The sequence below is a fragment of the Devosia soli genome, assembly GCF_000970455.1.
Taxonomy (GTDB): Bacteria; Pseudomonadota; Alphaproteobacteria; order Rhizobiales; family Devosiaceae; genus Devosia; species Devosia soli.
Window position 1 is genome coordinate 53,312 of record NZ_LAJG01000015.1, and the last position, 26,194, is coordinate 79,505.

At 61.1% G+C, this 26,194-nt stretch carries 20 protein-coding genes; 6 read left to right on the top strand and 14 right to left on the bottom strand.

The window, feature by feature from the left end; genetic code table 11:
* The 3 genes from VW35_RS08780 to VW35_RS08790 form a co-directional block, all read right to left on the bottom strand.
* Complete coding sequence (locus VW35_RS08780) at positions 1-852, bottom strand: carbohydrate ABC transporter permease (protein ID WP_046142685.1); 852 nt, start codon at positions 850-852, stop codon at positions 1-3.
* Positions 849-1,781 carry a carbohydrate ABC transporter permease gene (locus VW35_RS08785; protein WP_046142686.1) on the bottom strand — a complete coding sequence of 311 codons (933 nt, stop codon included), beginning with the start codon at positions 1,779-1,781 and terminating at the stop codon, positions 849-851. Before VW35_RS08785 ends, VW35_RS08780 begins: the two co-directional genes overlap by 4 nt.
* Positions 1,782-1,908: 127 nt before the next feature.
* Positions 1,909-3,144 carry an extracellular solute-binding protein gene (locus VW35_RS08790; protein ID WP_046142687.1) on the bottom strand — a complete coding sequence of 412 codons (1,236 nt, stop codon included), beginning with the start codon at positions 3,142-3,144 and terminating at the stop codon, positions 1,909-1,911.
* A gap of 193 nt (positions 3,145-3,337) precedes the next feature.
* Between VW35_RS08790 and VW35_RS08795 the strand changes: the two genes are divergently transcribed.
* The 3 genes from VW35_RS08795 to VW35_RS08805 all read left to right on the top strand — a co-directional run bounded on the left by VW35_RS08795 (position 3,338) and on the right by VW35_RS08805 (position 7,845).
* Complete coding sequence (locus VW35_RS08795; RefSeq protein WP_046142688.1) at positions 3,338-4,561, top strand: ROK family protein; 1,224 nt, start codon at positions 3,338-3,340, stop codon at positions 4,559-4,561.
* Between the two features lie 88 nt (positions 4,562-4,649).
* Complete coding sequence (locus VW35_RS08800) at positions 4,650-6,989, top strand: PIG-L family deacetylase (protein WP_046142689.1); 2,340 nt, start codon at positions 4,650-4,652, stop codon at positions 6,987-6,989.
* Between the two features lies 1 nt (position 6,990).
* The gene (locus tag VW35_RS08805) at positions 6,991-7,845 is read left to right on the top strand and encodes a DMT family transporter (RefSeq protein ID WP_046142690.1); all 855 of its coding nucleotides are present in this window, start codon (positions 6,991-6,993) and stop codon (positions 7,843-7,845) included.
* 101 nt (positions 7,846-7,946) lie between these two features.
* Here VW35_RS08805 and VW35_RS08810 read toward each other — a convergent pair whose 3' ends face one another.
* Positions 7,947-10,451: a PIG-L family deacetylase gene (locus VW35_RS08810; protein ID WP_046142691.1), complete on the bottom strand. Its 2,505-nt coding sequence runs from the start codon at positions 10,449-10,451 to the stop codon at positions 7,947-7,949.
* Positions 10,452-10,876: 425 nt separating this feature from the next.
* Between VW35_RS08810 and VW35_RS08815 the strand changes: the two genes are divergently transcribed.
* Positions 10,877-11,884 carry a PLP-dependent cysteine synthase family protein gene (locus VW35_RS08815; protein ID WP_342016803.1) on the top strand — a complete coding sequence of 336 codons (1,008 nt, stop codon included), beginning with the start codon at positions 10,877-10,879 and terminating at the stop codon, positions 11,882-11,884.
* Positions 11,885-12,051: 167 nt separating this feature from the next.
* Here the strand turns inward: VW35_RS08815 and VW35_RS21980 are convergent, their stop codons facing one another.
* Positions 12,052-14,010, bottom strand: coding sequence for an alpha/beta fold hydrolase (locus tag VW35_RS21980; protein WP_244465864.1), 1,959 nt, complete (start codon positions 14,008-14,010; stop codon positions 12,052-12,054).
* 143 nt (positions 14,011-14,153) lie between these two features.
* Between VW35_RS21980 and hisD (VW35_RS08830) the strand changes: the two genes are divergently transcribed.
* Positions 14,154-15,443: a histidinol dehydrogenase gene (gene hisD / locus VW35_RS08830; RefSeq protein ID WP_046142693.1), complete on the top strand. Its 1,290-nt coding sequence runs from the start codon at positions 14,154-14,156 to the stop codon at positions 15,441-15,443.
* Between the two features lie 30 nt (positions 15,444-15,473).
* Here hisD (VW35_RS08830) and VW35_RS08835 read toward each other — a convergent pair whose 3' ends face one another.
* A complete protein-coding gene (locus VW35_RS08835; protein WP_046142694.1) occupies positions 15,474-16,286 on the bottom strand; it encodes a helix-turn-helix transcriptional regulator in 813 nt (270 codons plus the stop codon).
* 100 nt (positions 16,287-16,386) lie between these two features.
* On the opposite strand from VW35_RS08835, the gene VW35_RS08840 reads away from it, so the two are divergent.
* Positions 16,387-17,298 (top strand): SDR family oxidoreductase, encoded by a 912-nt coding sequence (locus tag VW35_RS08840; protein ID WP_046142695.1) that lies wholly within the window; start codon positions 16,387-16,389, stop codon positions 17,296-17,298.
* Here the strand turns inward: VW35_RS08840 and VW35_RS08845 are convergent.
* The 8 genes from VW35_RS08845 to VW35_RS08880 form a co-directional block, all read right to left on the bottom strand.
* Positions 17,291-17,992: an RraA family protein gene (locus VW35_RS08845; RefSeq protein ID WP_046142723.1), complete on the bottom strand. Its 702-nt coding sequence runs from the start codon at positions 17,990-17,992 to the stop codon at positions 17,291-17,293. The genes VW35_RS08840 and VW35_RS08845 overlap by 8 nt on opposite strands.
* A 117-nt stretch (positions 17,993-18,109) precedes the next feature.
* Positions 18,110-19,240, bottom strand: a complete 1,131-nt coding sequence (locus VW35_RS08850; RefSeq protein ID WP_046142696.1) for a cobalamin-independent methionine synthase II family protein — start codon at positions 19,238-19,240, stop codon at positions 18,110-18,112.
* Between the two features lie 4 nt (positions 19,241-19,244).
* Positions 19,245-20,291: a cupin domain-containing protein gene (locus VW35_RS08855; RefSeq protein ID WP_046142697.1), complete on the bottom strand. Its 1,047-nt coding sequence runs from the start codon at positions 20,289-20,291 to the stop codon at positions 19,245-19,247.
* Positions 20,292-20,387: 96 nt separating this feature from the next.
* On the bottom strand, positions 20,388-21,431 hold the full coding sequence (locus VW35_RS08860) for a LacI family DNA-binding transcriptional regulator (protein ID WP_244465865.1): 1,044 nt from the start codon (positions 21,429-21,431) through the stop codon (positions 20,388-20,390).
* Between the two features lie 11 nt (positions 21,432-21,442).
* Positions 21,443-22,207 (bottom strand): SDR family NAD(P)-dependent oxidoreductase, encoded by a 765-nt coding sequence (locus VW35_RS08865; RefSeq protein ID WP_046142699.1) that lies wholly within the window; start codon positions 22,205-22,207, stop codon positions 21,443-21,445.
* A gap of 3 nt (positions 22,208-22,210) precedes the next feature.
* The gene (hisD, locus tag VW35_RS08870; RefSeq protein WP_046142700.1) at positions 22,211-23,536 is read right to left on the bottom strand and encodes a histidinol dehydrogenase; all 1,326 of its coding nucleotides are present in this window, start codon (positions 23,534-23,536) and stop codon (positions 22,211-22,213) included.
* Positions 23,537-23,625: 89 nt separating this feature from the next.
* Complete coding sequence (locus VW35_RS08875) at positions 23,626-25,143, bottom strand: amidase (protein WP_244465866.1); 1,518 nt, start codon at positions 25,141-25,143, stop codon at positions 23,626-23,628.
* A gap of 1 nt (position 25,144) precedes the next feature.
* Positions 25,145-26,194, bottom strand: coding sequence for an ABC transporter ATP-binding protein (locus VW35_RS08880; RefSeq protein WP_046142701.1), 1,050 nt, complete (start codon positions 26,192-26,194; stop codon positions 25,145-25,147).

Here is a 26,194-nt window from a genome sequence, read left to right on the forward strand (position 1 = left end):
CTAACCCTTGAGGCCGGCCAGCATGACGCCACGAACGATGTAGCGCTGGAGAAGAAGGAAGACGAGGAGCGTCGGGATGGTGCCGATGGCGGCCCCGGTCATGATCAGCTCCCACTGGATGGACGCCTCGGCCGAGAAACTCGAGATGCCGACAGGCAGCGTATAGAGTTCCTTGGAGGTCGTGACGATCAGCGGCCAGAAAAAGGCCGTCCAGTTGCCGAGGAAGGTGAAGATGGCCAAAGCCGAAATCGCCGGCACCACCATGGGCATGGCAATCTTCCACCAGATGGTGAATTCGTTGAGCCCATCGACACGAGCGGCTTCGAGGAAATCGTTGGGCACGCCTTCGAAGAACTGCTTCATGAGGAATGTGCCGAAGGCCGTCATCATGCCGGGAAACATGATGCCCCAATAGGAATTCAGCCAACCGAGCTGGCTCGACATCAGGTACCACGGGATCACCAGCATTTCGGTGGGGATCATAAGCGTCGACAGGATGGCGAGGAAAATAAAATAGCGACCGCGGAATTCGAATTTGGCCAGCGTGTAGCCGACGAGGCTGTCGAAGAATACGTTCGAGATCGTCACCGTAACGGCAATGATGGTCGAGTTGAGGAACCACTGCATGAAGCGGCCATCGCCCAAGACCTTGATATAATTGTCAAAGGTCGGCGCCGCCGGGATCAGCCTCAGGTCATAGACCTGTCCTGATGTCTTCAGCGAAGTCGAAAACATGAAGAGAAGCGGCGTGATCATGATCAACCCGCCGATCAGCAGCAGGGTCCAGGCAATGATGCGGCCGGGGCGGATGTCGCGGCTATTCGCCTTGAGCTCGGTTGAGGTCACGGTCATTTCTTTTCCCTCAGCACATAGAGCTGGAGCAGGGATACGATGAGCAGGATGGTGAACAGCACCACGGTCTGCGCTGCCGCATAGCCCATCTGGTAGGATGAGAAGGCGGTCTGATAGATCATTAGCACCAGCGGCTTGGTCGAATTGAGCGGCCCACCCGGATCATTCGAGGTCATATTATAGACCTGGTCGAAGATGCGCAGGAAACCGATCGAGGAGAACACGACGAGAAACACGGTGGTGGGCTTTAAAAGCGGGATAGTGATCTTTCGAAGGATTGCCCAATCCCCCAACCCGTCGATCTTGGCGGCCTCATAAAAGGTGCTGGGAATGGCGCGTAGCCCGGCCATGAAGATGATGATCTGGAACCCGAGCCCGGCCCAGATCGCCGGGATCAGGATCGAGAACAGCGCCTGGTCGACCGAGCGCAAAAATGGCTGCTGCGGAATGCCAACCGAGGACAAAAAGCCGTTGATCACCCCGATCGGCACCGGCTGGTAGAACCAGCGCCAGACCCAACCCATGGCTGCAGCCGTCGTCAGGAAAGGCAGGAAATAGAGGGCACGGATAAAACCGTGCATCAGCTTCACGCGATCGAGGTAGTAGGCGATCACGAAGGAGATGACGAGGCTCACCGGCGTGCCGATGATGAGGTAGAGAAACGTGTTCTGGAAGACTTTCCAGAAAACCGGATCGGCGAACATTTTTTGGTAGTTCGCAAAGCCGATGAACTGGGCTGGCCGCAGCAGATCCCAATTGGTCAGCGACAGCCAAAAGGCCTGGAATGTCGGATAAAAGCGGATGCCCGCATAGAAGATGATCGGCACGGCGAGAAACGCCCAGGCCCAGATGACCCGCTTGGTGCTGATATTGAGACGGTCCCAGAAGCGAACCGGGCCTCTTTGTGAAATCGCGTTCGCCGACGCCATGTTCGCTCCTGCGAGAAGATGCGAGGGGTTGCCTTAGCGCCAAAATATCATCGGTCATCACCCCGGCGAAGGCCGGGGTGACAGTCGATGTCGTGGCGAAGTTCGCGCTCTTGAAAGAGCTTACCCCTTACTGACGACCCTGATCGATAATCGCCTGTTCGGCCGTAGCGGCCTGGGCAAGCGAGTCTTCGATCGACTGGCCTTCGAGCAGCACGCGATTGACCATGTCGATCGCGGTCTGGCGCTGTGCGGCTTCGTCGTAGAACTGGGTGGTCTGAGCGTATTCAAGACCCTTGAGGAACGGCCCGCGGATCGGATCGGCAAGGTTTGCTTCGGTCAGCGCCACGCCACGACGTGCCGGAAGTTCACCAACCGTTTCGAGCCAGATTTCCATCGCTTCGGGCGAGGAGATATACTGCAGGAACTTCTGCGCGGCTGCGAGCTCCTCTCCGGTCGAGGTCGCCCCGATACCGTTGGCGAAATAGCTCGAATAGTTCGAGCGCATGCCATTGGCGTCAGCGGGCAGTTCCACCACGCCCCATTCGAACGGGTTATCGGCAAAGGCGCCGAGACGGAACGTGCCATCGATGGTCATGGCGGCAAGACCTGCGCGGAACGCCGCCTGGCCTTCATCCATGAAGCCGACGAGGCCGACCTTCTTTTCGGTTTGAAGGTCGGTATAGAACTTCAGGGCCGCAGCGCCGGCCGCGTCGTTATAGGCAACATTGCCTTCGTCATCGTAGGGGACGCCACCGTTCTGGCGCACGAGAACTTCGCGCCACCAGTGGTGATCCTGGCCGGCCATGTCCATGGTGATGCCGGCCGTCGTGATATTGCCGCTGCCATCGCGCTTGGTCGTGGCTTCGGCAACCGCCAGAAGCTCGTCGAGCGTCTGCGGCGGCTCGACACCGGCTTCGTCGAGCAAGGCCTTGTTGTAAAAGAGTGCCAGCGAGCGCACGGCGGTCGGCAGGCCATAATAATCGTCGCCACGCTTCATTGCCGAAACGATGGGGAAGAAGTCCGCTTCGATTTCCTCGTGCGGGAACACGGCCGGGTCGAGCGGCTGGATCAGGCCGCCATTCACGAACTGGTCAGTCCAGCCGTAAAAGAGCTGCACCACGTCCGGCCCCTGGCCGGCAACCTTGGCGGCAACGACGCGCGTCTGGTAGTCGGCATAGGGGAAAGTGGTCTGCTTGACGGTGATGTCTGGATTGGCAGCTTCGAATTTTTCGATCAGCTGGTCCATCGCCTGGACGCGGCTATCGAAGACATACTGCCAATATTCGATTTCCACGGCCTGGGCTGCGCCCATTGCGATGAAGCTGATGCCGGCAGCGAGCCCGGCTACATATGCCTTACGCATAAAGTCCCTCCATTGGAGCGTCGACCCTCCGACGCCTCTCATCCCTTAGGACGGCAGACGCCGCCCGACAGGCCAGCAACGTCCAATATGTGACCGTCCCTTGTCAATAAAATAATCTACTTGAGTTATTGTGTTGCCTGGCTAGTCTTGCACCGCCCCGCCATGCTAGCGAGGCAGTGGGGGAGGCGGAAATTTGAACGGCCGCAGCAAGAAAGAGCTTCGTCAACGCGTCGCTATCGGGTCCAATCCCGAGCGCAACCGCGCGCACAATCGCCGCGTGGTGCTGGAGGTTATTCGATTCCACGAACATCTCGGCCGCACCGAGATCGCTCGACGCGCCCAGCTCACGCCCCAGGCCGTGGCCAATATTGTCGACGAGTTGCTCGAAGAAGGGCTTCTCGTTGAACTTGGTCGGCTCCGATCCGGTCGTGGACAGCCCCCCATCCAGTTCGCCGTCAATCCCAACGGCCCGATGACCGCTGGGGTCGAAATCGCCGCCGACCATATGGTGACCGCGCTTCTCGATCTTTCAGGCGGCGTGCGCGCCAAATCCATCCTGCCGCTTGAGGCCACGGGCCCCGATACCGTCCCTGACCAAGTGACAGCGGAAGTCCAGCGCCTCGAAGCCTCACTTGGCGCTGACCGCAGCAAGCTTCTCGGCATCGGCGTCGTCATGCCAGGTCCATTCGAGGTCGAGGGTATGAGCTCGGTCGGCCCCGCCACCCTTCCCGGCTGGACGGGCGTTGATGCGACTGCTCTTTTTGCCAAAGCTACGGGCCAGCAGGTCTTTGTCGAGAACGACGCCACGGCCGCTGTGGTCGGCGAACGTCTTTATGGCGCCGGTCGCCAGATCGGCAGCTTCTGTTACCTTTACTTCGGTGTCGGCCTTGGTCTCGGCGTCATCCAGGAAGGCCGCCCCTTGCGCGGCGCCTTCGGCAATGCCGGCGAAATCGGCCATGTCGGTCTCGTCCCCCGCAAGGGCAAGGTCCACTATGGCCCAGCCGGCGCACTCGAGCGTTTCGTCTCGGTCTTTGCTCTGCGCGAACGGCTCGCCATGGCCGGCATCTATGCAGCCACTGTCGATGACATCCAGACGTTGCACGACAAGGCCGATCCGACGCTTGCCGAATGGATCGACATGGCTGCCGATTACCTTGCGCCCACCGTCGCCATGCTCGAAAACATCTTCGATCCAGAAACCGTCATTTTCGGCGGCGGCCTGCCCGATTCAGTTCTTGAAGCGGTCATCGCCGCGCTCGACCCCTTGCCCGTTTCCGTCGCAACGAGACGGCAACGCTCGCAACCCCGCGTTATCCGCGGCCAGACGGGCCAGTTGACGGCAGCGCTCGGCGCCGCCGCGCTGCCGCTCCTCGACACAGTCTCTCCCCATCTCAGCGTTTCCAACCCCGTCGGCTGACTTTTGTCACCCATGCCTCTCTCTATGAGAGACGTGTGCGATGACAGTGTGCCGTTCCAAAACGCCAATTATGAAATCTGGACGACCAATGCTTACCGCTCCCGAACGCCTGCGCCGTCGCGCAGCCCAGCCCCGTCTCGTTGCTCTCGCCCGCGCCCTGTCCCGCCTCAAATCCACGGTGACGGTGATGAATACCGGCGCCCATCCCGATGACGAGCACAACGAAATGCTCGCCGCCATGCGCCACGAAATGGGCATGCGCATCATCGTCGCCTGCTCCACCCGCGGCGAGGGCGGCCAAAATACCCTGGGGCCCGAACGCGGCGGTGCACTCGGCGTGTTGCGTTCACGCGAAATGGAAGAAGCTGCCCGTGCCCTTGATGCCGACATCGCCTGGCTCGGCCATGGTCCCGACGATCCCGTGCACGATTTCGGCTTCTCCAAATCCGGCAAGGATACCCTCGCGCGTTGGGGGGAAGAGCGCATCATCGATCGCCTCGTCCGCGCCTATCGCCAGTTCCGCCCCGATATTGTCATCCCCACCTTCCTCGACGTTCCCGGCCAGCACGGTCACCACCGCGCAATGACCGAGGCCGCCGAGCGCGCTCTCGCTTTCGCCGCCGATCCGGCTTACGAAACAGAAAACCTCGCGCCTTGGACCGTCACAAAATTCTGTCTCCCCGCCTGGTCCGGCGGCGGCGACACCTATGACGACGAAGTCCCCCCGCCCAAGGCCAATCTTTTCGTCACGGCCACGGGCAACGATTTCGCCACCGGCATGCCCTTCTGGCAACTCGGCGAAGTCTCCCGGGCCTTCCACGCCAGCCAGAACATGGGCCACTGGCGGCACCCCGGCGAAACAACATGGCCGCTCCACCAGGTCGGTACCGATGCACAAGGCGGACTTTTCGATGACCTGCCCAAATCGCTCAGCGATCTCGGCCCATCGCCTTATCTCGCCGCCGCCGACGCTGCCCTCGCCCAGGCCATAGCTGCGTTCCCCGATAGCACCGCCATCCTGCCCGCTCTCAGCATTGCCCGCCGCGCCATCCGCGGCGCACAGGAGGACATCGCCCCCGAGCACGCTCATCGTCTTGAGCGAAAGCTCGAAGAACTCGACGCCGCCACCGCCATCGCCGCCGGCATCGAAATCTACGCCTCGGTCTCCTCAGCCAGCATCGCCCCCGGCGAAACAGTCGATCTCACCATCGAAGCTGAACCTGGCGAGGCCGAAAATATCCGCGTGACCCCCCTCACCTCTGACGCCTTCTTGCCCAGCGATGTGGTCAGTCTCTCTGGCGACAGTGCGACCATCGCACTCACCGCCCGCGCCGGCGCAAAGATCGAGAATGCCTTCCGCCCCGATTGGCAGAACCTTTATGCAAACGGCAATGTGTCGGTGCGCGTTGAGGCCGAGGTGAACAGCGAGGTCATCCGCTTTTTCCGCGAAACCGAAGAAGACCTGCAGCTCTCCCCCACCTATACGGTCGCGATTACCCCCGAGGCTCTTATTCTTCCGCTATCGGCCCCAGTGACGAAAACCGTCGCCCTCAAATCCGACATCGACTTCGGCCGCATTACTATCCCGAGCGCTCCCAGCCTGACCATCGAACGGGGCGAGAGCACTTTCGCCGTCAACTCCGACGTCCTCCTCACCGCCGGCCGCCACAGCCTGCCTCTCCTCGTCGATGGCGCGCCGGCCTTCGGCGTCACCCCCATCGCCTATCCGCATATCGGCCGCACCCGTTTTGCCCGCCCGCTGTCACTCGACATCCTGGCGCTGAACATGATGGTCCCCGACACTAAAATCGGTTATATCGGCGGCGGCTCCGATCGTGTCGGCCTCTGGCTCGACCGCATGGGCGCCAACATCACCGAACTCGATGCCGAAGCCCCCGCGGGCGATCTCTCGGCCTATGACACCATCGTCATCGGCATTTTCGCCTTCGGCCTCCGCCCGGACCTCAGGGCTGCAACGCAAAAACTCCACCGCTGGGTCGAGGCCGGCGGCCATCTCGTCACGCTCTATCACCGCCCCAGCGATGGCTGGATAGCGGACGAAACACCGCCGCGCCCAATCACCATCGGCAGTCCATCACTGCGCTGGCGCACCACCAATCCCGCCGCCGAGGTGAAATTCCTCGACCCCCAGCACAAGCTCCTCATCGGCCCCAATCGCATTACCTCGGACGATTTCGCCGGCTGGGACAAGGAACGTGGGCTCTACTTCGCCTCCGCCTGGGACGACGCATATGTCCCTCTTCTCGCCATGAGCGACGCCGGTGAAGAACCCCTCATCGGCTCATTGCTTTCGGCCAAGATCGGTGCGGGTCGTCACACCCATACGAGCCTTGTTCTCCATCACCAGTTGGACAGGCTCGTCCCCGGCGCTTTCCGGCTCATGGCCAATCTTCTCCAGTCTGCCTGATATGGAGACCAATCTATCGCGAGCCGGATATCTTTGGCTCGCGAGCGACATGGTGCTCGTGACCTTCATGACCGTGCTCGTGAAATTGGGCGGCGCCAGCTATCCCGCTGTGCAGATGGTTTTCATCCGCTCGCTCATCGGCCTTGTCAGCGTCCTCCCGCTCGCCTGGCGCCACCGCCAGGCTTTGCGAGAAACCAGGCAATGGGGCCGCCACGCCTTCCGCGTGCTCTGTAACACCCTTGCCCTTAATGCCAACTTTGCCGCGCTCACCGCCCTGCCCTTGGCCCTTGCCAATGCCATCGGCTTCATGCGCCCGCTCGTCGTCCTGGCGCTCGCGACCTCTCTCCTTGGCGAACGATCCGGCCCCTGGCGCTGGATCGGCGCCGCCATCGGTTTTCTCGGCGTCCTCGTCATGGTCGCCCCGGGGGAAATCGCATGGAACTTCGGGCTCTTGGCCGCCCTTGCTTCGGTCCTTTTCGGTTCCCTCGCCACCGTTCAGACCCGCGCCCTCGCCAAGGAAAACACCACCGTCCTGATGGTTTTCTACACCGTCGGCCTCACGGTCTTCACGTCCATCCCCGCCGCCGTCTCGTGGAAACCGGTCGCATCAGCCGACTGGCCACTGCTCCTTGCCATCGGCGTCCTGGCGCAGATCGGCCAATACTGTTTCCTCCGCGCCTATCAGTCGACCCCGGCCAATCTGCTCGCCCCCGTCGGTTATCTGTCCATCGTCCTCGCCAGCCTCGCCGGATTCCTCGCCTTTGGCGAAGTGCCAGCGCCCACAACGATCATCGGCACCGCCATCATCATCGGCGCCCTGATCCTGACGACCCGCCTCGACCGCTCAGAGCCCTGAACCCCAAAAAAAGACCCCCGGCCTGGCATGGCCGAGGGTTTCGCCGCGTTAGGAGGCACGGCAGCGGTTCGCGCTGGGAGCTTACGCGAACCGAAGGCGTATCAGCGCTTGGCCGGCTGGATCAGGTTAGCCATGATGCGGAAGGCGCCGGGGGTCAGCTTGTCGAGCTGGTGATGCAGCACGAGGCTGGTATGGGTGTGACGCCCTTCGCCGATTTCCGCGGACAGCAGCGAACCTTTGAGCGGTTCCTCACCCGCATCGGCCATGGCGAGTAGCGGCACATAGGCCTCGTCCCATTCCGAAGCGAAATAAAGCCCACGCTCCTTGTCCCAATTGTCCCAGTCTTCTTTGGTAATGGCATTGGGGTAGTTGAGAAGCGGATGGTCTGGCTCGAGCACATCCACCGTCGACTTGGCGTCGGTTACGCGATAGCGGATCGAAGGCGAACCGATCTTGAGGAAAGCCAGCGGCACGGTCTCCGGATCCCAGCCGTCCGACGGACGGTGGTAGAGCGTCACAAGGTGACCGCCATTCTTCACCCATTCATGGAGACCCGGCAGCGCTGCGACAAGATCGGGGCGGCGACCGAAGGAGAAAATGCCAACGACCAAAGTGTCGAGATCGCGATAGGCGCCCGCCTCCATATCGGCCGGGCTCAGTTCCTTAAGATCAACGCCAAGGCGATTGAGCCAGGTCGCGACATTATCATTGCCCCCACCGATATAGCCGATCCGCCCATCTGGAATGACCGCACCAACCGACTGCACCGGCACCGCCACTTCTGTCGGCACCACCGACCGCCCGATATGGGGATAGGTGAAGACATTGATGGCGTAAGCCTCCTTTCCAAGGAGCTTTGGCGCAATGGTGACCCGCTCGGTGCCAAGTTCAGCTGGCGGCGTCAGTTCGAACGTGCCCGCTTCCGAGCCCGTCTCACCCTTCGCCGCCATGACCCAACCTTCGGGCAATTGGAAGTCGAGGTCCGCCGTCGTGCCGCCCGAAACCACGGCGGTGAAAGCCACCGGCGAGATTTCGCTTTCGGTATTGAACACCACCGCATCCGGCTTGAGCTCAAGCGAGGCTTCCGGCAGAACACGGAGTGCATCCTCAAGATCGACATCGAGCACGGCCTTATGGCCGGCAATCGTCGCCGTCAGACGCACGAAGGCATCGCCATTACCACCGAGCGGATCAAATTGCTCGGTCAGAGGATTGGTCAGCGCGGCATCGTCCGCAACGCTCACCTTGACGCCATCCTCAGCCGTTTCGCCGGTAATGCCGTTGCGGGCAACCACCTCGACGGAATCGACCGTGATGGTATCCGGCGCATCGACCATCGCCTTGACGATGATGTCTTCGCCCGGGTGGAGATCGGCACCATCTGTATAGGCGCGCACGCGCATGCCAGCCGCCGTCGCGAGCGCCAGATCGACTTCCCTGATCTTGCGATCGAGCCGGTGGGCGACCTGGTCTTCGAGTTCTGCCGGCAGCGTCGAACGGGCTTCGGAAACGGCCTTGCCGATCTCGACAAGGCGCTTCACAACTTCGACCGGATCGCCATAATCGGCCAGCGCTTCATCGATCAGCCCCTGCGCATTGCGCAGCGCGTCAGCCGAAGCCGCTGGCATGCCATCGAGTTCGGCAATGTGGCCGACCGTGGCGATCAGACCGTCGCGAATGTCACTCTCTTTCCTGCCGGCTTCGCCATTGGCAGCCCAAGAGAGGTTGATCGGCCATTCGGTCTGCGGATCAGGCCGCCAGGTCCCCATCCCTTGCGTCAGGTGACAGGACCGCGACCATTCGCCCATCTGCGGGAACGTGGCGCCGGAAATCGGATCGCGTTCGGGCGCACGCACGACGAGCGTCGTCGGCGGCGGCGGCGTTTCGTCGTCATATACACCGCCACCACCACCCCATGCCGGCTGGTAGATCTTGGGGACGGTCCAGGTCTTCAAGCCGGCCGCGATCTGGTCCGGAAATTCTTCGGCATTGCCCGAAATATCGGCCACGATAAATGTCGCGACATTGGCCGCACGATGGTGGCCGTGTTGCCCGCCAACGTCGAGGAAGCAGTTCATGATCACGTCGGGCTTATAGTGGCGCACCGCCCAGGTCATGCGCTCGATCACGCGGTCGCGGCCCCAACGGTCGATCGTTTGGTTGGGGTCCTTTGAAAACCCGAAGTCATGCATATTGTCGTGGTGACCCTGACTACCAAAGGCCAGAGAGGCATCGAGCGAGCGTGAGGCTTCGGTGATCTCGCGCGTGCGCAGCACGCCCAAAACCGAACCACGTTCCGGCCCGATTGCGTTCTGCCCGCCTTCTCCGCGCGTGATGCAATAAAGCACTGGGCGAATGCCATAGACATGGCGCAGGGCCGCCAGCATGCCGCTCGGCTCGTCGTCGGGATGCGCGCCGGTCGTCATCAAGGTGACGGTAGAGGTCAAACGTTCGAGCTGGCGATAGAGTTTGACGATCGCTGGCTCGCCCTTTTGTGCAGCAATCAGCTCAAGATCCGAAGCAGGAGCAGCCCAGGCTGGAATTTGTGTGGCGGCCAAGAGCGGCGGCACCGACGCGATGAAAGTTCGACGGGTCAAACGTGGCATGAACGAGTTCCTCTCCTTACGCTGCCAGCGTCGCCACCCCTCCGGCCGGCCGACATGACAGCTTCAAGACAGGACTATGTGAGTCCGATTAACTTAACTCAAGTGTGTTAATGTCGATTTGTCTGTCGAAATTGGTGAAGCCTGTGTTCGAGAGAACCTTTCAGCCAATTCAGCTCTTTGCGAGGCGACAAGACACAACCGAGATCAAGGCGCCATTTAGCCAACGGCCGAAATCTAAAATTGACCAACTCTACAGAACATCATACCCTATGAGGCGGTGTAGATAGCAAGATGTTGCTCAGAAGATGGTCCCTGAAGAAAACTCAGAATTCTGGCCGAGCAGAGCTATCCGCCTGTTGGATGCAGATGCCCAGCGTTCCGCCGACTCTCATCTCATCCCAATGGCGCTGCCCGGTTTTCCGAATGTGGATTTCTATTTCAAAGACGAGTCATGTCATCCGACGGGTAGCCTCAAACATCGCCTGGCTCGCTCGCTCATCCTTTATGGTCTCTGTAATGGAGTAATCGGTCCTGATACTGCGCTTGTCGAAGCGTCCTCAGGCTCCACCGCCGTCAGTGAGGCCTATTACGCCCGTCTGCTCGGTCTCAAATTCTATGCTGTCCTGCCGCGAACGACATCCTGCACCAAAATCGAAGCCATCGAGCAATATGGCGGGCACTGCGTTCTTGTCGACGAGCCCTCGGCCATCTACGATGAAGCCAGAAATTTGGCAGCCCGTACCGGCGGCCACTATCTCGATCAGTTCACTTTTGCCGAGCGCGCGACCGACTGGCGCGGCAACAACAATATCGCCGAGTCGATTTTCCGCCAGATGGCCATGGAGCGCCACCCGATCCCGCGCTGGGTTGTCATGAGCCCAGGTACGGGCGGCACATCGGCAACGATCGGCCGCTACATTCTCTACAAGAGCCTTCCAACCGAACTCTGCGTCCCCGACCCGGAATTTTCCGCCTTCTACGAAGGCTGGACCGAGACGGGTAGCACCTGTTGCTGCAAACGAGGCAGCCGCATCGAAGGCATTGGTCGCCCGCGCATGGAAGCTTCGTTCTTGCCCAATGTTGTCGATGCGATGCTGAAAATCCCCGACTCCGCCTCGATAGCCGCCAGCCGCGTACTTTCAAAGCGCCTGAGCCGCCGCGTCGGCGGCTCGACCGGAACGAATTTCATCGGTCTCTTATGGGCTGCATCAGGAATGCTCAGTCGCAACGACGCTGGTTCCGTTGTCTCGCTCATCTGCGACAGCGGCGAACGATACGCCCAGACCTATTTTTCGGACGACTGGTTGATCGAGCAAGGCATCGACATCACCGAGGATATGGATCGCATCGAGAAGGTCATGGCGACAGGCGTTTTCGACACGGCCTTAATTCGGGGCCACTGCACTCAAGCCCAGCGTCGCCTCAGGGAATAGCAACCGTCAGAATAGCGGGCTGAAGTCAGTACGACACGTGCCACACGCCGATCCACGTCAAATCCGGATCACATCGTTCGTATTAGGCGCGAAAAGGAGCAGTAAAGCCCAATCGCTGCGCCGTCCGCTGCCGACCGTAAGGCCGGCAGCGACAAAGCAGAGAAAGATCAGTCAGCGACACCGGCTTCCGCCGCAAGCTGCCCCAACTTGACCTGGACCAAGAGGCTCAGCTCGTCATAGACGTTCCATTCGTCGACGATCTTGCCGTTCTTCCAGTGATAGTGGGTCATGCCCATCACCTGCACGCGCTTGCCGGTGGGGTCGCCCAGCGTGCCGAGAATGCCATAGCCGAGGTGATGGCCTTCCATCAGCCAGCGCACCGCAACCTTGGTGCCGCCCTCTTCGCAGGGATTTGAGGCCACGTGCTGGATTTCGAACGAGGCGTCGGGCAGCGAGCCGATGAGCCCGAGATGCTGATGAATGATGGCCGCCTGGCCATAAAGCTCTTTCATCAGCGGGCCATGATACTGCGCATTCGGCGCATAATCGCGCGCGATCTGGCCGAACATGCGCTTGGTGAAGACCTCGTGCAGCATTTCGATCGTCTGGGCTTCAATGTCGTTGTGTGCCAGCGAGGTGTCAGCTTTTTCGTTCGGCGGCGTCTGGCCGAGGAAGCGGCGGTTTTCGCCGATATCGAGCGAGATCAGCCCGGCGTCGAACTTGGCCTTGGCCGTTTTCATCGCAAAATGGTGCGGATCGAGCCCAAGCTGTTGAATGATGGCCATGGTGTCGGCAACGACCCATTCGCGATAGATCTTGTTTTCGAAGACCATGCAGTCAGCAATCGTGCGCGAAACGAACGGCTTGCCCGTCGGTTGGCCAAGATGGCCATACTGGGTGTGCCGACCCGAACCGGTCACGAGATGACTGGTATAGAAGCCATCTTTGTCATTGCCGTTCCAGATCACCTGCGTGCCCATGCCGCGGCGTTCCGGGAAGGAAACGAGACGCTGAATGGTGTCGCGCACCACGTCCTCACGATTGTAGATCGTACCGGTGGTGCCATAGAGTACGCAGTTGTGCGTGTAGTGGGTATAGATCAGCCCGATATCGCGCTCGTCCCAGATCTTGTGGGTGCAGCGGATGATGTAGTCGACGATGTCGGTATAGATGTCGTCAAACCCGTTGAGCGACTGCGAGCGCGGGCGGTTGGTCGGCGCGAGATCGGGATAGTCGTGACGCTCGACCTGCAGCACGTTTTCCACGGCGACGGGCGAAGCGCCTTTGGTCTGGGGTTTGCTCGTTGCGTCGCTCATTTCCGCTCCTTTGGTCTGTGACGGCTCGTTCGAGAGTGTTTCTTGGGTCCAGTCCAGCCAGTCGCGTACATGTCGCGCCACTGCGGCCGGATTTTCAAGCGGGCTGAAATGCCCGGCTTTCGGAATGGTAAAATAACGGGCGACAGGAATGCCCGCAGCGAGTTCGGCATGCGCATCAAGCGAGCAAACCTGCTCGTCCTCTCCCGCGAGGATCAGCGTCGGCACATCGATTGCGCCAAGACGCGGACGGCTATCGTTTCGATGGATGGCGATATCGGATTGTTCCGCCAGCACGTCGGCCCCGGCATCTACTGCCATGGAAACGATCGCGTCCCGCAATTTTACGTCGTTGCGATTGGCGGGTGAAACAAGCTTGTCCCAGCTTCCGAGGATATAGCCCGTCATCCCCTCGCCTCGCGCCTTTTCAGTCGCAATACGCCGCACGTCGACATTGCCGTCCGGCGCTGCGGTCGTATCGACCAGCGCCAGCCGCTCGATCCGCTCGGGCGCCTGCGCTATCATTTCAAGCGCCACGATCCCACCGAGCGAAAAGCCAAGCAGTGAAAACCGCTTTGGCGCCATGGCCAGAAGCCTCGCCGCCAGATCCGGCGTGGTCCTCGCCCCAGTCAGCGGCAAGACGATAATTTCGGAATGGTCGAGTTCGGACAACATCGGCGCGAACAGGCGCTCGTCGCAGACAGTTCCCGGCAGCAACACCAGCGGCACGGCGTGCGCACGCGTGCTGTCTCGCTCCAGATCGGGATTGGCGTGGCTGTTCATCGCTACCGGGTCACGGTTGGGCTCCGACAAAAGATCGAGAGCCTCCTCACCAAAAAACTCTGGCAAATTTTGAATACGTATGCAAGATCAATCTCAGCCTTCTGAGGCGCTCGGCGCTAACGGAATGTTACCCGACTGCCCGCCTCTCGCTGTCGTTTCGGAGACCTGATGCAATGAGCAATTCCCCCTTCCCCGGCGTCACCTATGTCAAGGCGCCAGAGCGTTCCTCGATCAGCGACAACGCCCCGGTCGAGACCCTCGTCTCCGAAATCATCAAGAACGTCCGCGCCAATGGCGACAAGGCGGTCCGCGAATATTCAGCCAAATTCGACAAGTCCGAACTGGAAGTCTTTGAGGTCACCGCCGAGGAACGCCAGGCCGCGCTCGACGAACTCGATCCTCAGACCCGCAAGGACACCGAGTTTGCCATTGAAAACGTTCGCAAATTCGCCCAGGCGCAGCTTGCGACCATCCTGCCGCTCGAAGTCGAAACCCTCCCCGGCGTCCATATGGGCCACCGCGTCATCCCCATCGAGCGCGTCGGCTGCTATGTCCCCGGCGGCCGTTATCCGCTGCTCTCCGCCCCGATTATGACCATCGTTCCGGCCAAGGTCGCCGGCGTTGACGAGGTCATCGCCTGCCTCCCGCCCAATGCCCATAAAGCCATGATCGCCGGCTGCGCCCTTTCTGGTGCCGACCGCATCTTCAAAATCGGCGGCGCCCAGGCCATCGCCGCCCTCGCCTACGGCACCGAGACCGTCCCTGCCGTCAATAAGATTGTCGGTCCCGGCAATGCCTTCGTCAATGAAGCCAAGCGCCAGGTTTTCGGCCCCGTCGGCATCGACCAACTCGCTGGCCCCTCTGAGATTTTCGTCGTCGCCGATTCTTCGGGTGACGCCGAAATGATCGCGACTGACCTCCTCGCCCAGGCCGAACACGATATCCGCACGCGCGTCGGTCTTATCACCACCGACAAGGCTCTGGCCGAAGCAACGCTTAAGGAAGTCGAAGCCCAGCTCCAGACGCTCTCGACGGCCAACACCGCCCGCGAAGCCTGGATCAACTACGGTGAAATTACCGTCTGCGAAGACGAAGCCGCGATGATCGCCTATTCCGATCTCATCGCCGCCGAGCACCTCCAGGTGCACACCATCGACGCCAAGGCCTTCGCCAAAAAGCTGCGGAATTACGGGAGTTTGTTCATCGGCGAACTCGCGAGCGTCGTTTATTCCGACAAGAACTCCGGCACCAACCACACCCTCCCAACCATGGGTGCAGGCCGCTACACCGGCGGCCTCTGGGTCGGCGCCTATGTCAAGATCGCCACCCACCAGTGGCTCGACGAAGAAGGCGTCAAGCAGGTTGCGCCGCCGGCCGCCCGCCAGTCGGCCAGCGAAGGCCTCGAAGGCCACCGCCGCGCCGCCCAGCTGCGCCTCGATCGCATGCAGGCCAAGACGAACTAACAGGAAGGCCGGCGGAGACGCCGGCCTTTCTCATTTTGCCAAAAATGTCCGCAGCTTATCGCGGTCCTCCGGCCCCATCGGGTTGAAGACCACCAGCCCAAGATCCGGCGCACCATCGACCGCAAAGGTCGTGAATTCGAGGTTCAGCACGCCCATCGTCGGATGGGTAATCTGCTTGCTGCCATCATTGTGCAACATCACTTCGCCAGATTCCCACATCGCCCGGAACAGTGCACTTCCTGCGCTCACCTCGGCAATAAACGCCTCGATCTCTGGCGACATGCCGATGCGCATGAGATCGCGCCGGACGCTGCCAACAATCATCCGCGCCAGGCCCTCCCAGTCGCTCAGGTGACCGTATTGGCCGCGCAGAAACAGGTTCCGCAAGAGATTGCGTTCCTCCCCTGTCGGTTCGGCAAAATTGCCCAGAACGCCATGCGCCGCGCGGTTCCAGGCAAGGATCGTCCATTCCGGGGACTTGATCAGCGCCGGATTGTCGCCAAAGGCCTCGAGCACGCGCTGCAACTTCGGCGTGATCGGCGACCGCTCCGCCCAAGCGACCTTCGGCGGGCGATGCTGCGCCAGAAGATAAAGATGCTCACGCTCGACTTCGCTGAGGCCCAGCGCCCGCGCCAGCCGGTCAAGCACGTCGGCTGATGGCGCGCCGCCGCGTCCCTGTTCGAGCCACGTATACCAGGTGGGGCTGACATGGGCGAGCTGCGCCACTTCCTCGCGCCTCAGACCCGGCGTCCGCCGTCGTTCCATCGGCATGCCCAAGGCCGCGGGATCGAGCCGCGACCGACGCTCGCGGAGGAATGTGCCCAGTTCGTTCGTTTGGTCCATCGCCAGCCTGTTAGTCGCCATACCGGTATAAGGTCCCGACTTTTTCGCCCGTCGTCGCGCGTCTAACTCTCCTGCCACCACGCAACAGGAAAGAAAAGCCATGCGAATTTTTGTGACTGGTGGCTCGGGTTTTGTCGGTTCCGCCGTTGTTCGACACCTCTTAGCGGCAGGCCACACCGTAACCGGCCTCGCCCGCTCCGACAAATCCGCCGCAGCGCTCGAAGCGGCCGGCGCCAGGGTCCAGCGCGGCGACCTCGCTGACACCGACATCCTCGCCGCGGCCGCAGCATCGGCCGATGCCGCCATGCACCTCGGCTATATTCACGACTTCAGCCAGATGACACTGGCCGCAAACACCGACCGCGCGGCCATCTCCGCCATAGGCCAAGCCCTCGCCGGCAGCGACCGCCCGCTGCTTTTCACCTCGGGCCTTGCTGGGCTCGCGCCCGGCCGCGCCGGCACCGAGGACGATGCGAGCATCCACGCCGCAGGCAATGGCCGCGACTCCGAGAAGACAGCCTCTGCCTTTGCCGATCAGGGCGTCCGCGTCGGCATCGTCCGCCTCGCGCCTTCGGTCCACGGAGATGGCGACCACGGGTTCGTGCCGACCCTGATCGATATCGCTCGCCGCAAGGGCCTTTCGGCCTATGTCGACAATGGCGACAATCTTTGGTCCGCTATCCACGTCGAGGATGCTGCGAATGTTTACATGGAGGCGCTGCACGCCGTCGCTCCCGGCATCACCCGCTTCCACGCCGCAGCCGATCGGGGCATCCCCTTCCGCGACATCGCGACGATTATTGGCCAGCGCCTGGGCGTTCCAGTCAAATCGATCCCAGCCGCGCAATCAGCCGAGCATTTTGGTTGGATGGGCATGTTCGCCCAGCTCGGCATGTCTGCCAGCAGCACCAAGACGCAAAAGCGCCTCGGCTGGACGCCAAGCGGACCTGGGCTCATCGAGGATCTAGAGACCGGCACCTATTTCGAGCCCGGCCAGCGCGGCCTCAGCTGATCTTGTCGGCCTCGAGCCATGCTGCGCGGAGCTTTTCAACTGTAAAGCCTGGCGCCCGTGCAGCCGTCAAAATCGGCACTTCCTTGCGCATAACGACATCGATAGCCCAAGGCATCCGCTCGATATGCTCAGCGGGAATGATCACACCGCCATGACGATCCGCATGGATGAGGTCGTCAGGCCGCACGCTCATGCCAAACACCGTGACGGGGCAATCGAGCTCCGTCACATGCACGAATGCGTGGCTCGGACCGATGGCGCCGGCGATCACCTGATAGCCTTCGTCGAGCATGCCAAGATCGCGCAAGACGCCATTGGTCACGGTGCCAGCAACGCCAAGCCCCTTGTGCTGGGCCACCTGCATCTCACCCCAGAACCCGCCGATCACATGGGGCCAGTCGGTATCTTCGATGACGGCCACGGTCGGCCCTTCGCCGCCCGAGACATATTCGTAGTACTGCATGCGCAGCGCCCGCACCTCGGCCGCCGGCTTCTGTGCCGGCGAAGAGGCACGGATCTTTGCGGTGCGCGCAAAACCAACAACGGGAGCCAGGCTGGGATCGGCGCAAACCACCGGATGCTTGGTGAAACCCTCGGCGGTGCGGCCGCCCATGACGTGCTCAAGTGCGTTGCACACAGTTGGCGTATCCGCCTTGCGCAGGGCGGCCAGCGCCTCGGGTGAAATCTTTGCCATCTGTTCCTCCGCTTGATTTGTTGTGTCGTCACCACCCGGCTTGTCCGAGTGGTCCATGCGTCTGCCAGATGGATTGCCCGGACAGGACGGGCAATGACGATCGTAGGAATATCGCGGCTAGGCCGCCTTGCTGGCGATCTCGGCGCCTTCGCTCAGCGCCTTCAACTTGGCCCAGACGATATCCGGATCAACAGCACCAAACCCGGCAAAGGTCGAAAAGCCACAATCGGTGCCAGCGATCACGCGCTCGGCGCCCACGATATCGATGAAATTCTTGAGCCGCTGCACGATCAATTCTGGATGCTCGACGAAGTTCGAGGTTGAGTCGATCACACCTGGAATAAGCACATAATCATCCGGCAGATCGACATTTTCCCAATCCACCCATTCATGCGCATGACGCGGATTGGCGCCCTCAAAAAGCAGCGCCCGTGGCTTGGCCTTCAAAAGGCTTGGCAGGATTTTCTTGAGCGCGATGTCACAGATGTGCGGACCTTCGTAGTTGCCCCAGCACACATGCATGCGCACCTTATCGCCTGGCACGTTGCGGAGGGCATGGTTCATCACCTCGATATGCTGCCCGGCCGCTTTGACGAACCCGTCATCGTCGAGCTCTTTGTACATCATATGCCGGCCAAGCCCGAGATCGGGCGCATCGAGTTGCAGGATGAACCCAGCTTCGACGATGCCCTCATATTCGACGCGCATGCCCTCGGCCACGGCTTCGAGATACTCGTCCTGGGTCTTGTAGAATTCGTTGGGCTGGAAGAGCGCGATCACGCCCGGCGTCGCCGAGTTCATGAACCCCTTGGCATAGCCATTGGCCGATAGCGCCGCCTGAAAGGCATCGACGTCTTCGCGCAAAGGTTCAAGGCTCTTCACCTTGATTTCGCTGACGCATTTCGGCCGGCGATAGGTCGGCGTGCCGCCCGAAGAGGCTTGGCGTTTCAGGAAATTGGGAAAGAGCTCAAGGTCGGCCGGCGGGCGGCGCGAGCTGTCGCCGTCAAAACCCGTCAGCCGATCCTTGATATAGGTGGCGTAGGAGATCTTGCTCATCTCCCCGTCCGACGGCAGGTCGATGCCCGCCGCCTTCTGCCTGGCGACGACGTCGTTTACCGCCGCTGAAATGATCTCGTTGAAGCCAGCCTCCTCGATCGGGACACCGGCCTCCTTGGCGAACACAAGATCGGTCACCTGTTTGGATCGCGGCAGCGAGCCGACATGGGTGGTGAGGATCTTGTGTGCCATGGGTTTACTCCGCGGCCTGAGCGGTTGCGAACTGCGGAGCGGCTGGCGAGGCAGCACCGCGGATAACGAAGGCGATCGCGTCGGCAGAGGCCGGATTGCGGAACCCATGGACGAGGCCAACGGGAACAGTGAGCGTGTCGCCGGCGCCAAGGATCAGCGAGCCGCCGTCCCAAGTGAATTCCAGCGTGCCAGACTGCATGAAGAGCACTTCCTGTTCCGAGCGCGCATGCGCCGGAACGATCGCTCCGGTTTCAAGCTTGAGACGACGCACGGTGAAATCGTGCTTCCAGTGCCCGACGATCGGGCCAGCCTTGATGCCGTCCTGCCCGTCGACGTCGCCGATGACAGGCGCTTCTTCAACGCCTTCGCCCGCCAGCGGAGAATTGGGATCGCCCTTAATGTCCGCGGCTTTGATCGCATATTTGGCCAGTTCGGACATGGGCGGGGTCGCCAATTCCTTGAGCTTGGCCTCGTCCGGCGGCAGTTCGAGCTCGGCGCCTTCCGGAACCTTTTCGCCCAGCGTCGTATCGACGAGCTTGCCGCCCTTGAGCAGCTTCAGGCCAAAATCCTCGGCCATCTTAAAGACGCTTGGTGCCCAGACCACCTTGCCCGGATCGTCGTGACCAAGAACCACGGCGAGGAAGCCCGTACCCTCGTCGCGCTTTTCAAAGCCGCGGAACATATGGGTCGGCACAGTCGCCACATCACCCGGCTCGACATCGAGATAGCCTTCGTCCTTATTGGCACCAAAAACGAAGCGCCACTTACCGGTGTGGACGAGGAAGGTCTCGGCCGTCAGGTGCGAGTGCTGCGAGTTGACGCAGCCGAAGGGCTGGCGGGCCGCGCCAAAGTTGAAACCGTGGGCTTCCGGAATGTGCACGACCTGCGCCGGATTTTCACTCACGCCCGGCCCGATGATGGTAAAGTTCTCTTTGCGGTCCGACCCCGGCGTCCGCGCGTCGATAAACGCGTTGCGCAGGCCCTTTAAGTCCGCATAGCGCACCAGGCGTTTTTCCATTTCGGCCTGGGTCCAGGTCTTTTGTTGGGTCATGATGACATCCTCTCTCCAGTGGCAGGATAGCAGTTTTGCATTCGTATGCAATATGGGTCGCAAACGCGGCCGAAGCGTGTCTTGCAAGACATCGTCTCAGCCTTTTGCGGGTTTAAAGATGCGCCGGCCGTCAACCTCGACAACGCCGGATTTGGGCAGACGAGCCGAGGTGCGCACCACAAGCTCACCATTGAGAATGCGATGCTCGGCCTCGATCTCGCCGCTCGAAATCTGATCCATCAGGATATTCACGGTCGCCTCGACCATGCGCTTGAGCGGCTGACTCATCGAGGTGATCCCATAAGAGGTCCATCGGGCCGGCCCGACGTCGTCATAGCCCACAATGGAGAGATCTTCTGGAATGGAGAGCCCGAGTTCATGCCGCGCAACATCCATCACCGCCACGGCCATGTGGTCATTGGCAACAAACAGCGCATCGGGCCGATCTGGCTTCGAGAGCATCTTTCGCGCCGCAGCTTCAGCTTCGGCGCGATCATAGTTGCCGACCTCGTAGATGATCTCGGTGTGACCAGCCTCGGCCAAGCCTTCCTTATATCCAGCGAAGCGATCGCGATTGGTAGACGAGCTTTCAAGGCCCGAAATATAGCCGAACCTCTTGTGGCCCCCGGCCACCAGAAATTCCGCCACACGCCGCCCACCCTCGCGATTGCGCGTCGTCACGCTCGACACGGCATCGCGCTCGGTCGTTCGATTGAAGAGCACGACCGGAATACCCGCCGCCGCGCATTCTTCCGAGAGTTCGGATGAAAGAGAGGTAGAGGCCAGCACGATCCCGTCGACGCGATATTGCATCAGCTGGTCGAACACCGGATCGCTGTCGCGATCCATGAAGCCGGTGAAGAGCAGCAGCCGGTAGTTCTCCTTGACCAAGAGGCGCCCCAGCTCTTCGAGCACGTCCGGATAAAAGAGGTTTTCGAGATAGGCCATCACCACGGCGATAATGCGCGAGCGATTAGTGATCAGCGAGCGCGCTATGGCGTTGGGCCGGTAGCCCAGTTCCTTAGCGGCGGCCATGACCTTGGCGCGCGTCTTTGGGGAGATGGATGCGCCGGGCGTGAATGTGCGGGAAACAGCTGATTGCGACACGCCTGCGCGGCGCGCAACCTGTGACGAGGTCACCCCCGGCTTTTTTACTCCGCTGTCCATCCACCATCCACCAAGAGCGCGGTGCCGGTAATCAGCCCCGCCGCCTCCGAAGCCAGGAAAACGATCGGCCCCATGATATCCTCCACCCGACCCAACCGATTGAGCTTGATCTTGGACAAAACCCAGGAACGAAAATCAGGATCGCTCAAGTTCTTCGCCGTCAGCTCGGTTTCGATAAAGGTCGGGCATACCGTATTCACCCGTATATTGCTGGCACCAAGCTCAATGGCCATGGCCTTTGTCAGGCCTTCAACAGCATGTTTGCTTGCCGAATAAACGGCGCGGTTGGGTCCACCGACATGGCCCATCTGCGAGGAGATGTTGATGATCGATCCGCCCTGCCCGCTTGCCTGCAATTTTGCGACGACAGCCTGCGACACGAAGATAGTTGCGGCAAGATTGAGCTGCATCACGGCCTGATAGTCAGGCTCGGTAATGCCGGAGATGGCCGAATGCCGCGCCGTACCCGCCGAATTGACGAGGATATGGTAGGGTTCGCTTTCTTCGACAAAAGCACGGACGGCATCGAAATCGGTGATGTCGATGGCCACGCCTTCAGCCGCAAGACCTGCCGCGGCCATGGCATTGACGACGTGCTCGACATCTTCTGCCGTCCGCGCCGCCACAGTAACTTCGGCGCCGGCTTCGGCCAGGGCCACGGACGCCCCAAGCCCGATGCCGCGCGTTCCCCCGGTTACGAGGGCCCGCTTTCCATCGAGGCGAAATGTCGGCGTCCGGGGCAGGTTCATGGTTTACTCGGCAGCTTTGAGAGGCGCAGCGGCCGTACCATAAGGCACGTTGCGACCGCCATAGCGCCGTACGCGGATATTTGCCTGTTCGGCATGGCCGACAAAGCCTTCAAGCATCGAGAGGCGCGAGCCATAGGCGCCGATCGTGGCCGAGGCCTCGTCAGTGGTGACAGTCTGCCACGTGCAGGTCTTCATGAATTTGCCCACCCAGAGGCCACCGGTGTAGCGCGCCGCCTTCATCGTGGGGAGGGTATGATTGGTGCCGATCACCTTATCGCCATAGGCCACGTTGGTGCGCGGTCCGAGGAACAGCGCGCCATAATTGGTGAGGTTATCGCGGAACCACATGTCGCGGTCGGTCATGACCTGCACGTGCTCTGAAGCAATGCGGTCGGCCTCGGCGAGCATCTCTTCGTACGACTCGCAGACGATCACTTCACCGAAGTCTGCCCACGACTTTTTCGCGATATCGGCAGTGGGCAGAATGGTAAGAAGCCGCTCGATCTCGGCCATGGTGTCGCGCGCCAGCTTCTCCGAATTGGTGAGGAGGATCGCCGGGCTCGTCGGACCATGCTCGGCCTGACCGAGAAGGTCGGTAGCGCAGAGTTCACCGTCAACGGTTTCGTCGGCAATGACCAGCGTTTCCGTCGGGCCGGCGAAGAGGTCGATGCCGACGCGCCCATAAAGCTGGCGCTTGGCTTCCGCAACAAAGGCATTGCCCGGGCCGACCAGCATATCAACCGGCGAAATGCTCTCGGTGCCGATCGCCATCGCGCCAATCGCCTGAATACCGCCGAGCACATAAATCTCGTCGGCACCTGCCATGGCCTGCGCGGCAACGATCGCCGGCGCGGGCTTGCCATTGAAGGGCGGCGCACAGGTGATGACGCGCGGGCAGCCCGCGACCTTGGCTGTGAGCACAGACATATGGGCCGAGGCCAAGAGCGGATACTTGCCGCCTGGCACATAGCAACCCACGGCCGAAATCGGCACATGCTTATGCCCCAGCGTTACACCCGGCATGGTCTCGACTTCGAGGTCAAGCATCGTCTCCTTCTGCTTCTGCGCGAAATTGCGAACCTGCTTCTGGGCGAACTCGATGTCGTGCAGGTCCTGATCGGTCAACTGCGCCTTGCAGTCGTCGATCTCTTTCTGGCTCAGCCGGAAGTCGGGACGGTCCCACTTGTCGAACTTTTGCGAAAGCTCCCGCACGGCTTCGTCGCCGCGCTTTTCGATATCGCCCAAAATTCCTTCGACGGTTGCGCGAACCTGACGATCCGCCTCCGCCCGCTCCTCGACATCCTTACCGCGCTTGAGCCAAACTGGCATGGAACGCTCCTCTTTTGGTTCGTTGAGCACACTGAATACGTATGCAATTACTCACTAGACGATGTAGTCGACAGCGACTTTCGCCGCATTTAGCTTGGTGTTGGTGGTCGCTGTAGGCTGAAATCTGTCGCCTGCTCGAAAGCATGGCCGACCTGGATGATCCTGGCCTCGTCGTAGTGGCGCCCGATGATCTGCATCCCGATCGGCAAGCCCTCATGGAAACCTATGGGCATGGCCAAAACTGGATGCCCTGAGACATTAAAGCCTATGGTCCGCATCGGCGTCCACACCGCTTCTTTTTCGAATGGCGCCGCTTCCAGCGCGGTTGTCAGAGCGCCGACGGTGATGATGACATCATGTGCATCGAGTACCCGGTTGACGCTTGCGGTAAACTCACGCCCAATCTGCCGCGCCGCCGACAGCTCCGCATCATCGATAGCAAAGCCGCCAGCAAGGCTAAGAAAAGCGCGGCGGCCATAAGCGTCCGGGTGCTCCCGCAACGCTTCGGCGTGGAAATCGAAGCTCTCCTTGTGAAGGATCGCGGCAGCGGCAATCTCGATCGAGGGATAGTCCGGCAGGTCGATCTCGTCGATCAGGGCGCCCAGTTCGCTGAACTTTGACGCGGCAGCATCCATAGCCGCGAGCACGGCCGGCATGACCTGCGGATCATGGGCAAACCAGTTGCGCGCATAGCCGATTTTCAGTCCGGCAATCGGCTGGCCAAGGAGATGCGTCGCTGCCTCTTCGCCATTCTTGCCGGCAATGACATCGAAGGTCAGAGCCGCTTCCGCAACTGTCCGGCTCATCGGCCCGACATGATCCATGCTCGGCGACATGGTCAACGCACCATCCTTGGGCACTGAGCCCCATGTAGGCTTGAGCCCGACCACCCCGCAATAAAAAGCCGGCCCGCGCACCGAGCCGCCAGTATCCGTGCCGATCGTCGTGCGAACCAGCCCGCCTGCAACCGCCACTGCACAACCGGAGGACGAACCACCGGTAATATGCTCAAGGCTCCAGGGATTTTTCGCGGGCGGAAACAGGCCGCGCTTATCGGGCCCCACCGTGCCCCACTCATAGGTCGCAAGCTTGCCGATGACGACTGCCCCGGCCTCACGCAGCCGCCGCACCACTTCGGCGTCAGCCGTTGCCACGGCTTCACGCCGTCCCGGCGCGTTCGCGGTTGTTGCCATGCCTGAAACGTCGATCATGTCCTTGATGCCGACGGGAATGCCATGGAGTGGCCCACGATCCTGCCCCTCGGCAAGTTCGGCATCGGCCTTCTGCGCGTCCAAGCGCGCCTGTTTCGAAGCCACGGCATAAAAGGCGAGATAAGATGCATCCCGCTCTGCGATCCGCTGCAAGGTCGCTTCGATAAGTGCAACCGACGTCAACCGACCGTCGCGCAGCCGCGCACCAAGCTCGGCGATATCGAGATCCAACACCGCATGGTCAGGCGCTGCCCGCGTTGGCCCTGCGAGACCATCGCTCATCCAGGCGGCAAGCCCGAAAAGACTTTCGGCCTCACCCTCGCTCAAGCGGAGCCCGGCTGCCGCAGCACGCTCGCGAAAGTAGACGGTCCGATCGGACCGTTCGTCACTGCACATTTCAGGCGATCCGCGCACCGGTCGAATGATCAAAGAGATGGCAGGCCGCGGCGGGAATGGCAACGCGCGCCATATCGCCGATCTCGGCGCGATAATCCTTGCCAACCTTGATCGACACCAGTTCGCCCGCTACGCGCATCGAGAGCATGGTTGCTTCACCCAAAAGCTCGACCGTGTAGATCGGCGCCTCGATCTGCCCATTGCTGTCCGCCAGCGTCGCATCCTCGGCACGGAAGCCAAGCGTCACCGGGCCCTTGGCGACGGAGGTCAGCCCCTCGATACGAATGCCCGAGGCGGTAAAGACGCCGCCTTCGATCGAGCCCTGAATCAAGTTCATTGCCGGCGAACCGATAAAACTCGCGACAAAGGTATTCGCCGGACGATCATAGATCTCCATCGGCGTGCCGACCTGCTGCACGAGCCCCTTGTTCATGACGACTACACGGTCTGCCAGCGTCATGGCTTCGATCTGGTCATGCGTCACATAGATCGTCGTGCGCTTGAGCGTATGGTGCAGGTTCTTGATCTGGGCGCGTGTCGAGACACGCAGCTTGGCATCGAGGTTCGACAGCGGCTCATCCATCAGGAACGCATTGGGCTCACGCACGATGGCACGCGCCAAGGCGACACGCTGGCGCTGGCCACCCGAAAGCGCTGCCGGACGGCGTTGCAAAAAGTCGTCGAGCTCCACCATCTTGCTCGCCGCCATGACGCGCTCATGGTGCTGTTCCTGCGGCACTTTCCGCACCTTTAGCGGGAAGCGGATGTTCTCATAGACCGTCATGTTGGGATAAAGGCCATAGCTCTGGAACACCATGGAAATGTCCCGGTCCTTGGGCTCGAGCTTGTTGACCAGCCGGTCCCCGATCCAGATTTCGCCCTCGGTAATCTCTTCGAGCCCCGCGATCATGCGCATGGTCGTCGTCTTCCCGCAGCCCGAGGGGCCGAGCAGCACAAGGAATTCCTGGTCGGCGATATCGAGATTGAAATTGTCGACGCCGACAAAATTGTTCCAGCGCTTGGAGACGTTCTTGAGACGGATCTGGGCCAT

Bases quoted from the DNA above. Each gene is read 5' to 3' on its own strand.
- VW35_RS08845 (WP_046142723.1), bottom strand. From the start codon at position 17,992: ATGGCAAAGATTTCACCCGAGGCGCTGGCCGCCCTGCGCAAGGCGGAT.
- VW35_RS08865 (WP_046142699.1), bottom strand. From the start codon at position 22,207: ATGAACCTGCCCCGGACGCCGACATTTCGCCTCGATGGAAAGCGGGCC.
- VW35_RS08780 (WP_046142685.1), bottom strand. From the start codon at position 852: ATGACCGTGACCTCAACCGAGCTCAAGGCGAATAGCCGCGACATCCGC.
- hisD (WP_046142700.1), bottom strand. From the start codon at position 23,536: ATGCCAGTTTGGCTCAAGCGCGGTAAGGATGTCGAGGAGCGGGCGGAG.
- VW35_RS08790 (WP_046142687.1), bottom strand. From the start codon at position 3,144: ATGCGTAAGGCATATGTAGCCGGGCTCGCTGCCGGCATCAGCTTCATC.
- VW35_RS08840 (WP_046142695.1), top strand. From the start codon at position 16,387: ATGCGAATTTTTGTGACTGGTGGCTCGGGTTTTGTCGGTTCCGCCGTT.
- VW35_RS08805 (WP_046142690.1), top strand. From the start codon at position 6,991: ATGGAGACCAATCTATCGCGAGCCGGATATCTTTGGCTCGCGAGCGAC.
- hisD (WP_046142693.1), top strand. From the start codon at position 14,154: ATGAGCAATTCCCCCTTCCCCGGCGTCACCTATGTCAAGGCGCCAGAG.
- VW35_RS08875 (WP_244465866.1), bottom strand. From the start codon at position 25,143: ATGTGCAGTGACGAACGGTCCGATCGGACCGTCTACTTTCGCGAGCGT.
- VW35_RS08850 (WP_046142696.1), bottom strand. From the start codon at position 19,240: ATGGCACACAAGATCCTCACCACCCATGTCGGCTCGCTGCCGCGATCC.
- VW35_RS08785 (WP_046142686.1), bottom strand. From the start codon at position 1,781: ATGGCGTCGGCGAACGCGATTTCACAAAGAGGCCCGGTTCGCTTCTGG.
- VW35_RS08800 (WP_046142689.1), top strand. From the start codon at position 4,650: ATGCTTACCGCTCCCGAACGCCTGCGCCGTCGCGCAGCCCAGCCCCGT.
- VW35_RS08835 (WP_046142694.1), bottom strand. From the start codon at position 16,286: ATGGACCAAACGAACGAACTGGGCACATTCCTCCGCGAGCGTCGGTCG.
- VW35_RS08880 (WP_046142701.1), bottom strand. From the start codon at position 26,194: ATGGCCCAGATCCGTCTCAAGAACGTCTCCAAGCGCTGGAACAATTTT.
- VW35_RS08855 (WP_046142697.1), bottom strand. From the start codon at position 20,291: ATGACCCAACAAAAGACCTGGACCCAGGCCGAAATGGAAAAACGCCTG.
- VW35_RS08810 (WP_046142691.1), bottom strand. From the start codon at position 10,451: ATGCCACGTTTGACCCGTCGAACTTTCATCGCGTCGGTGCCGCCGCTC.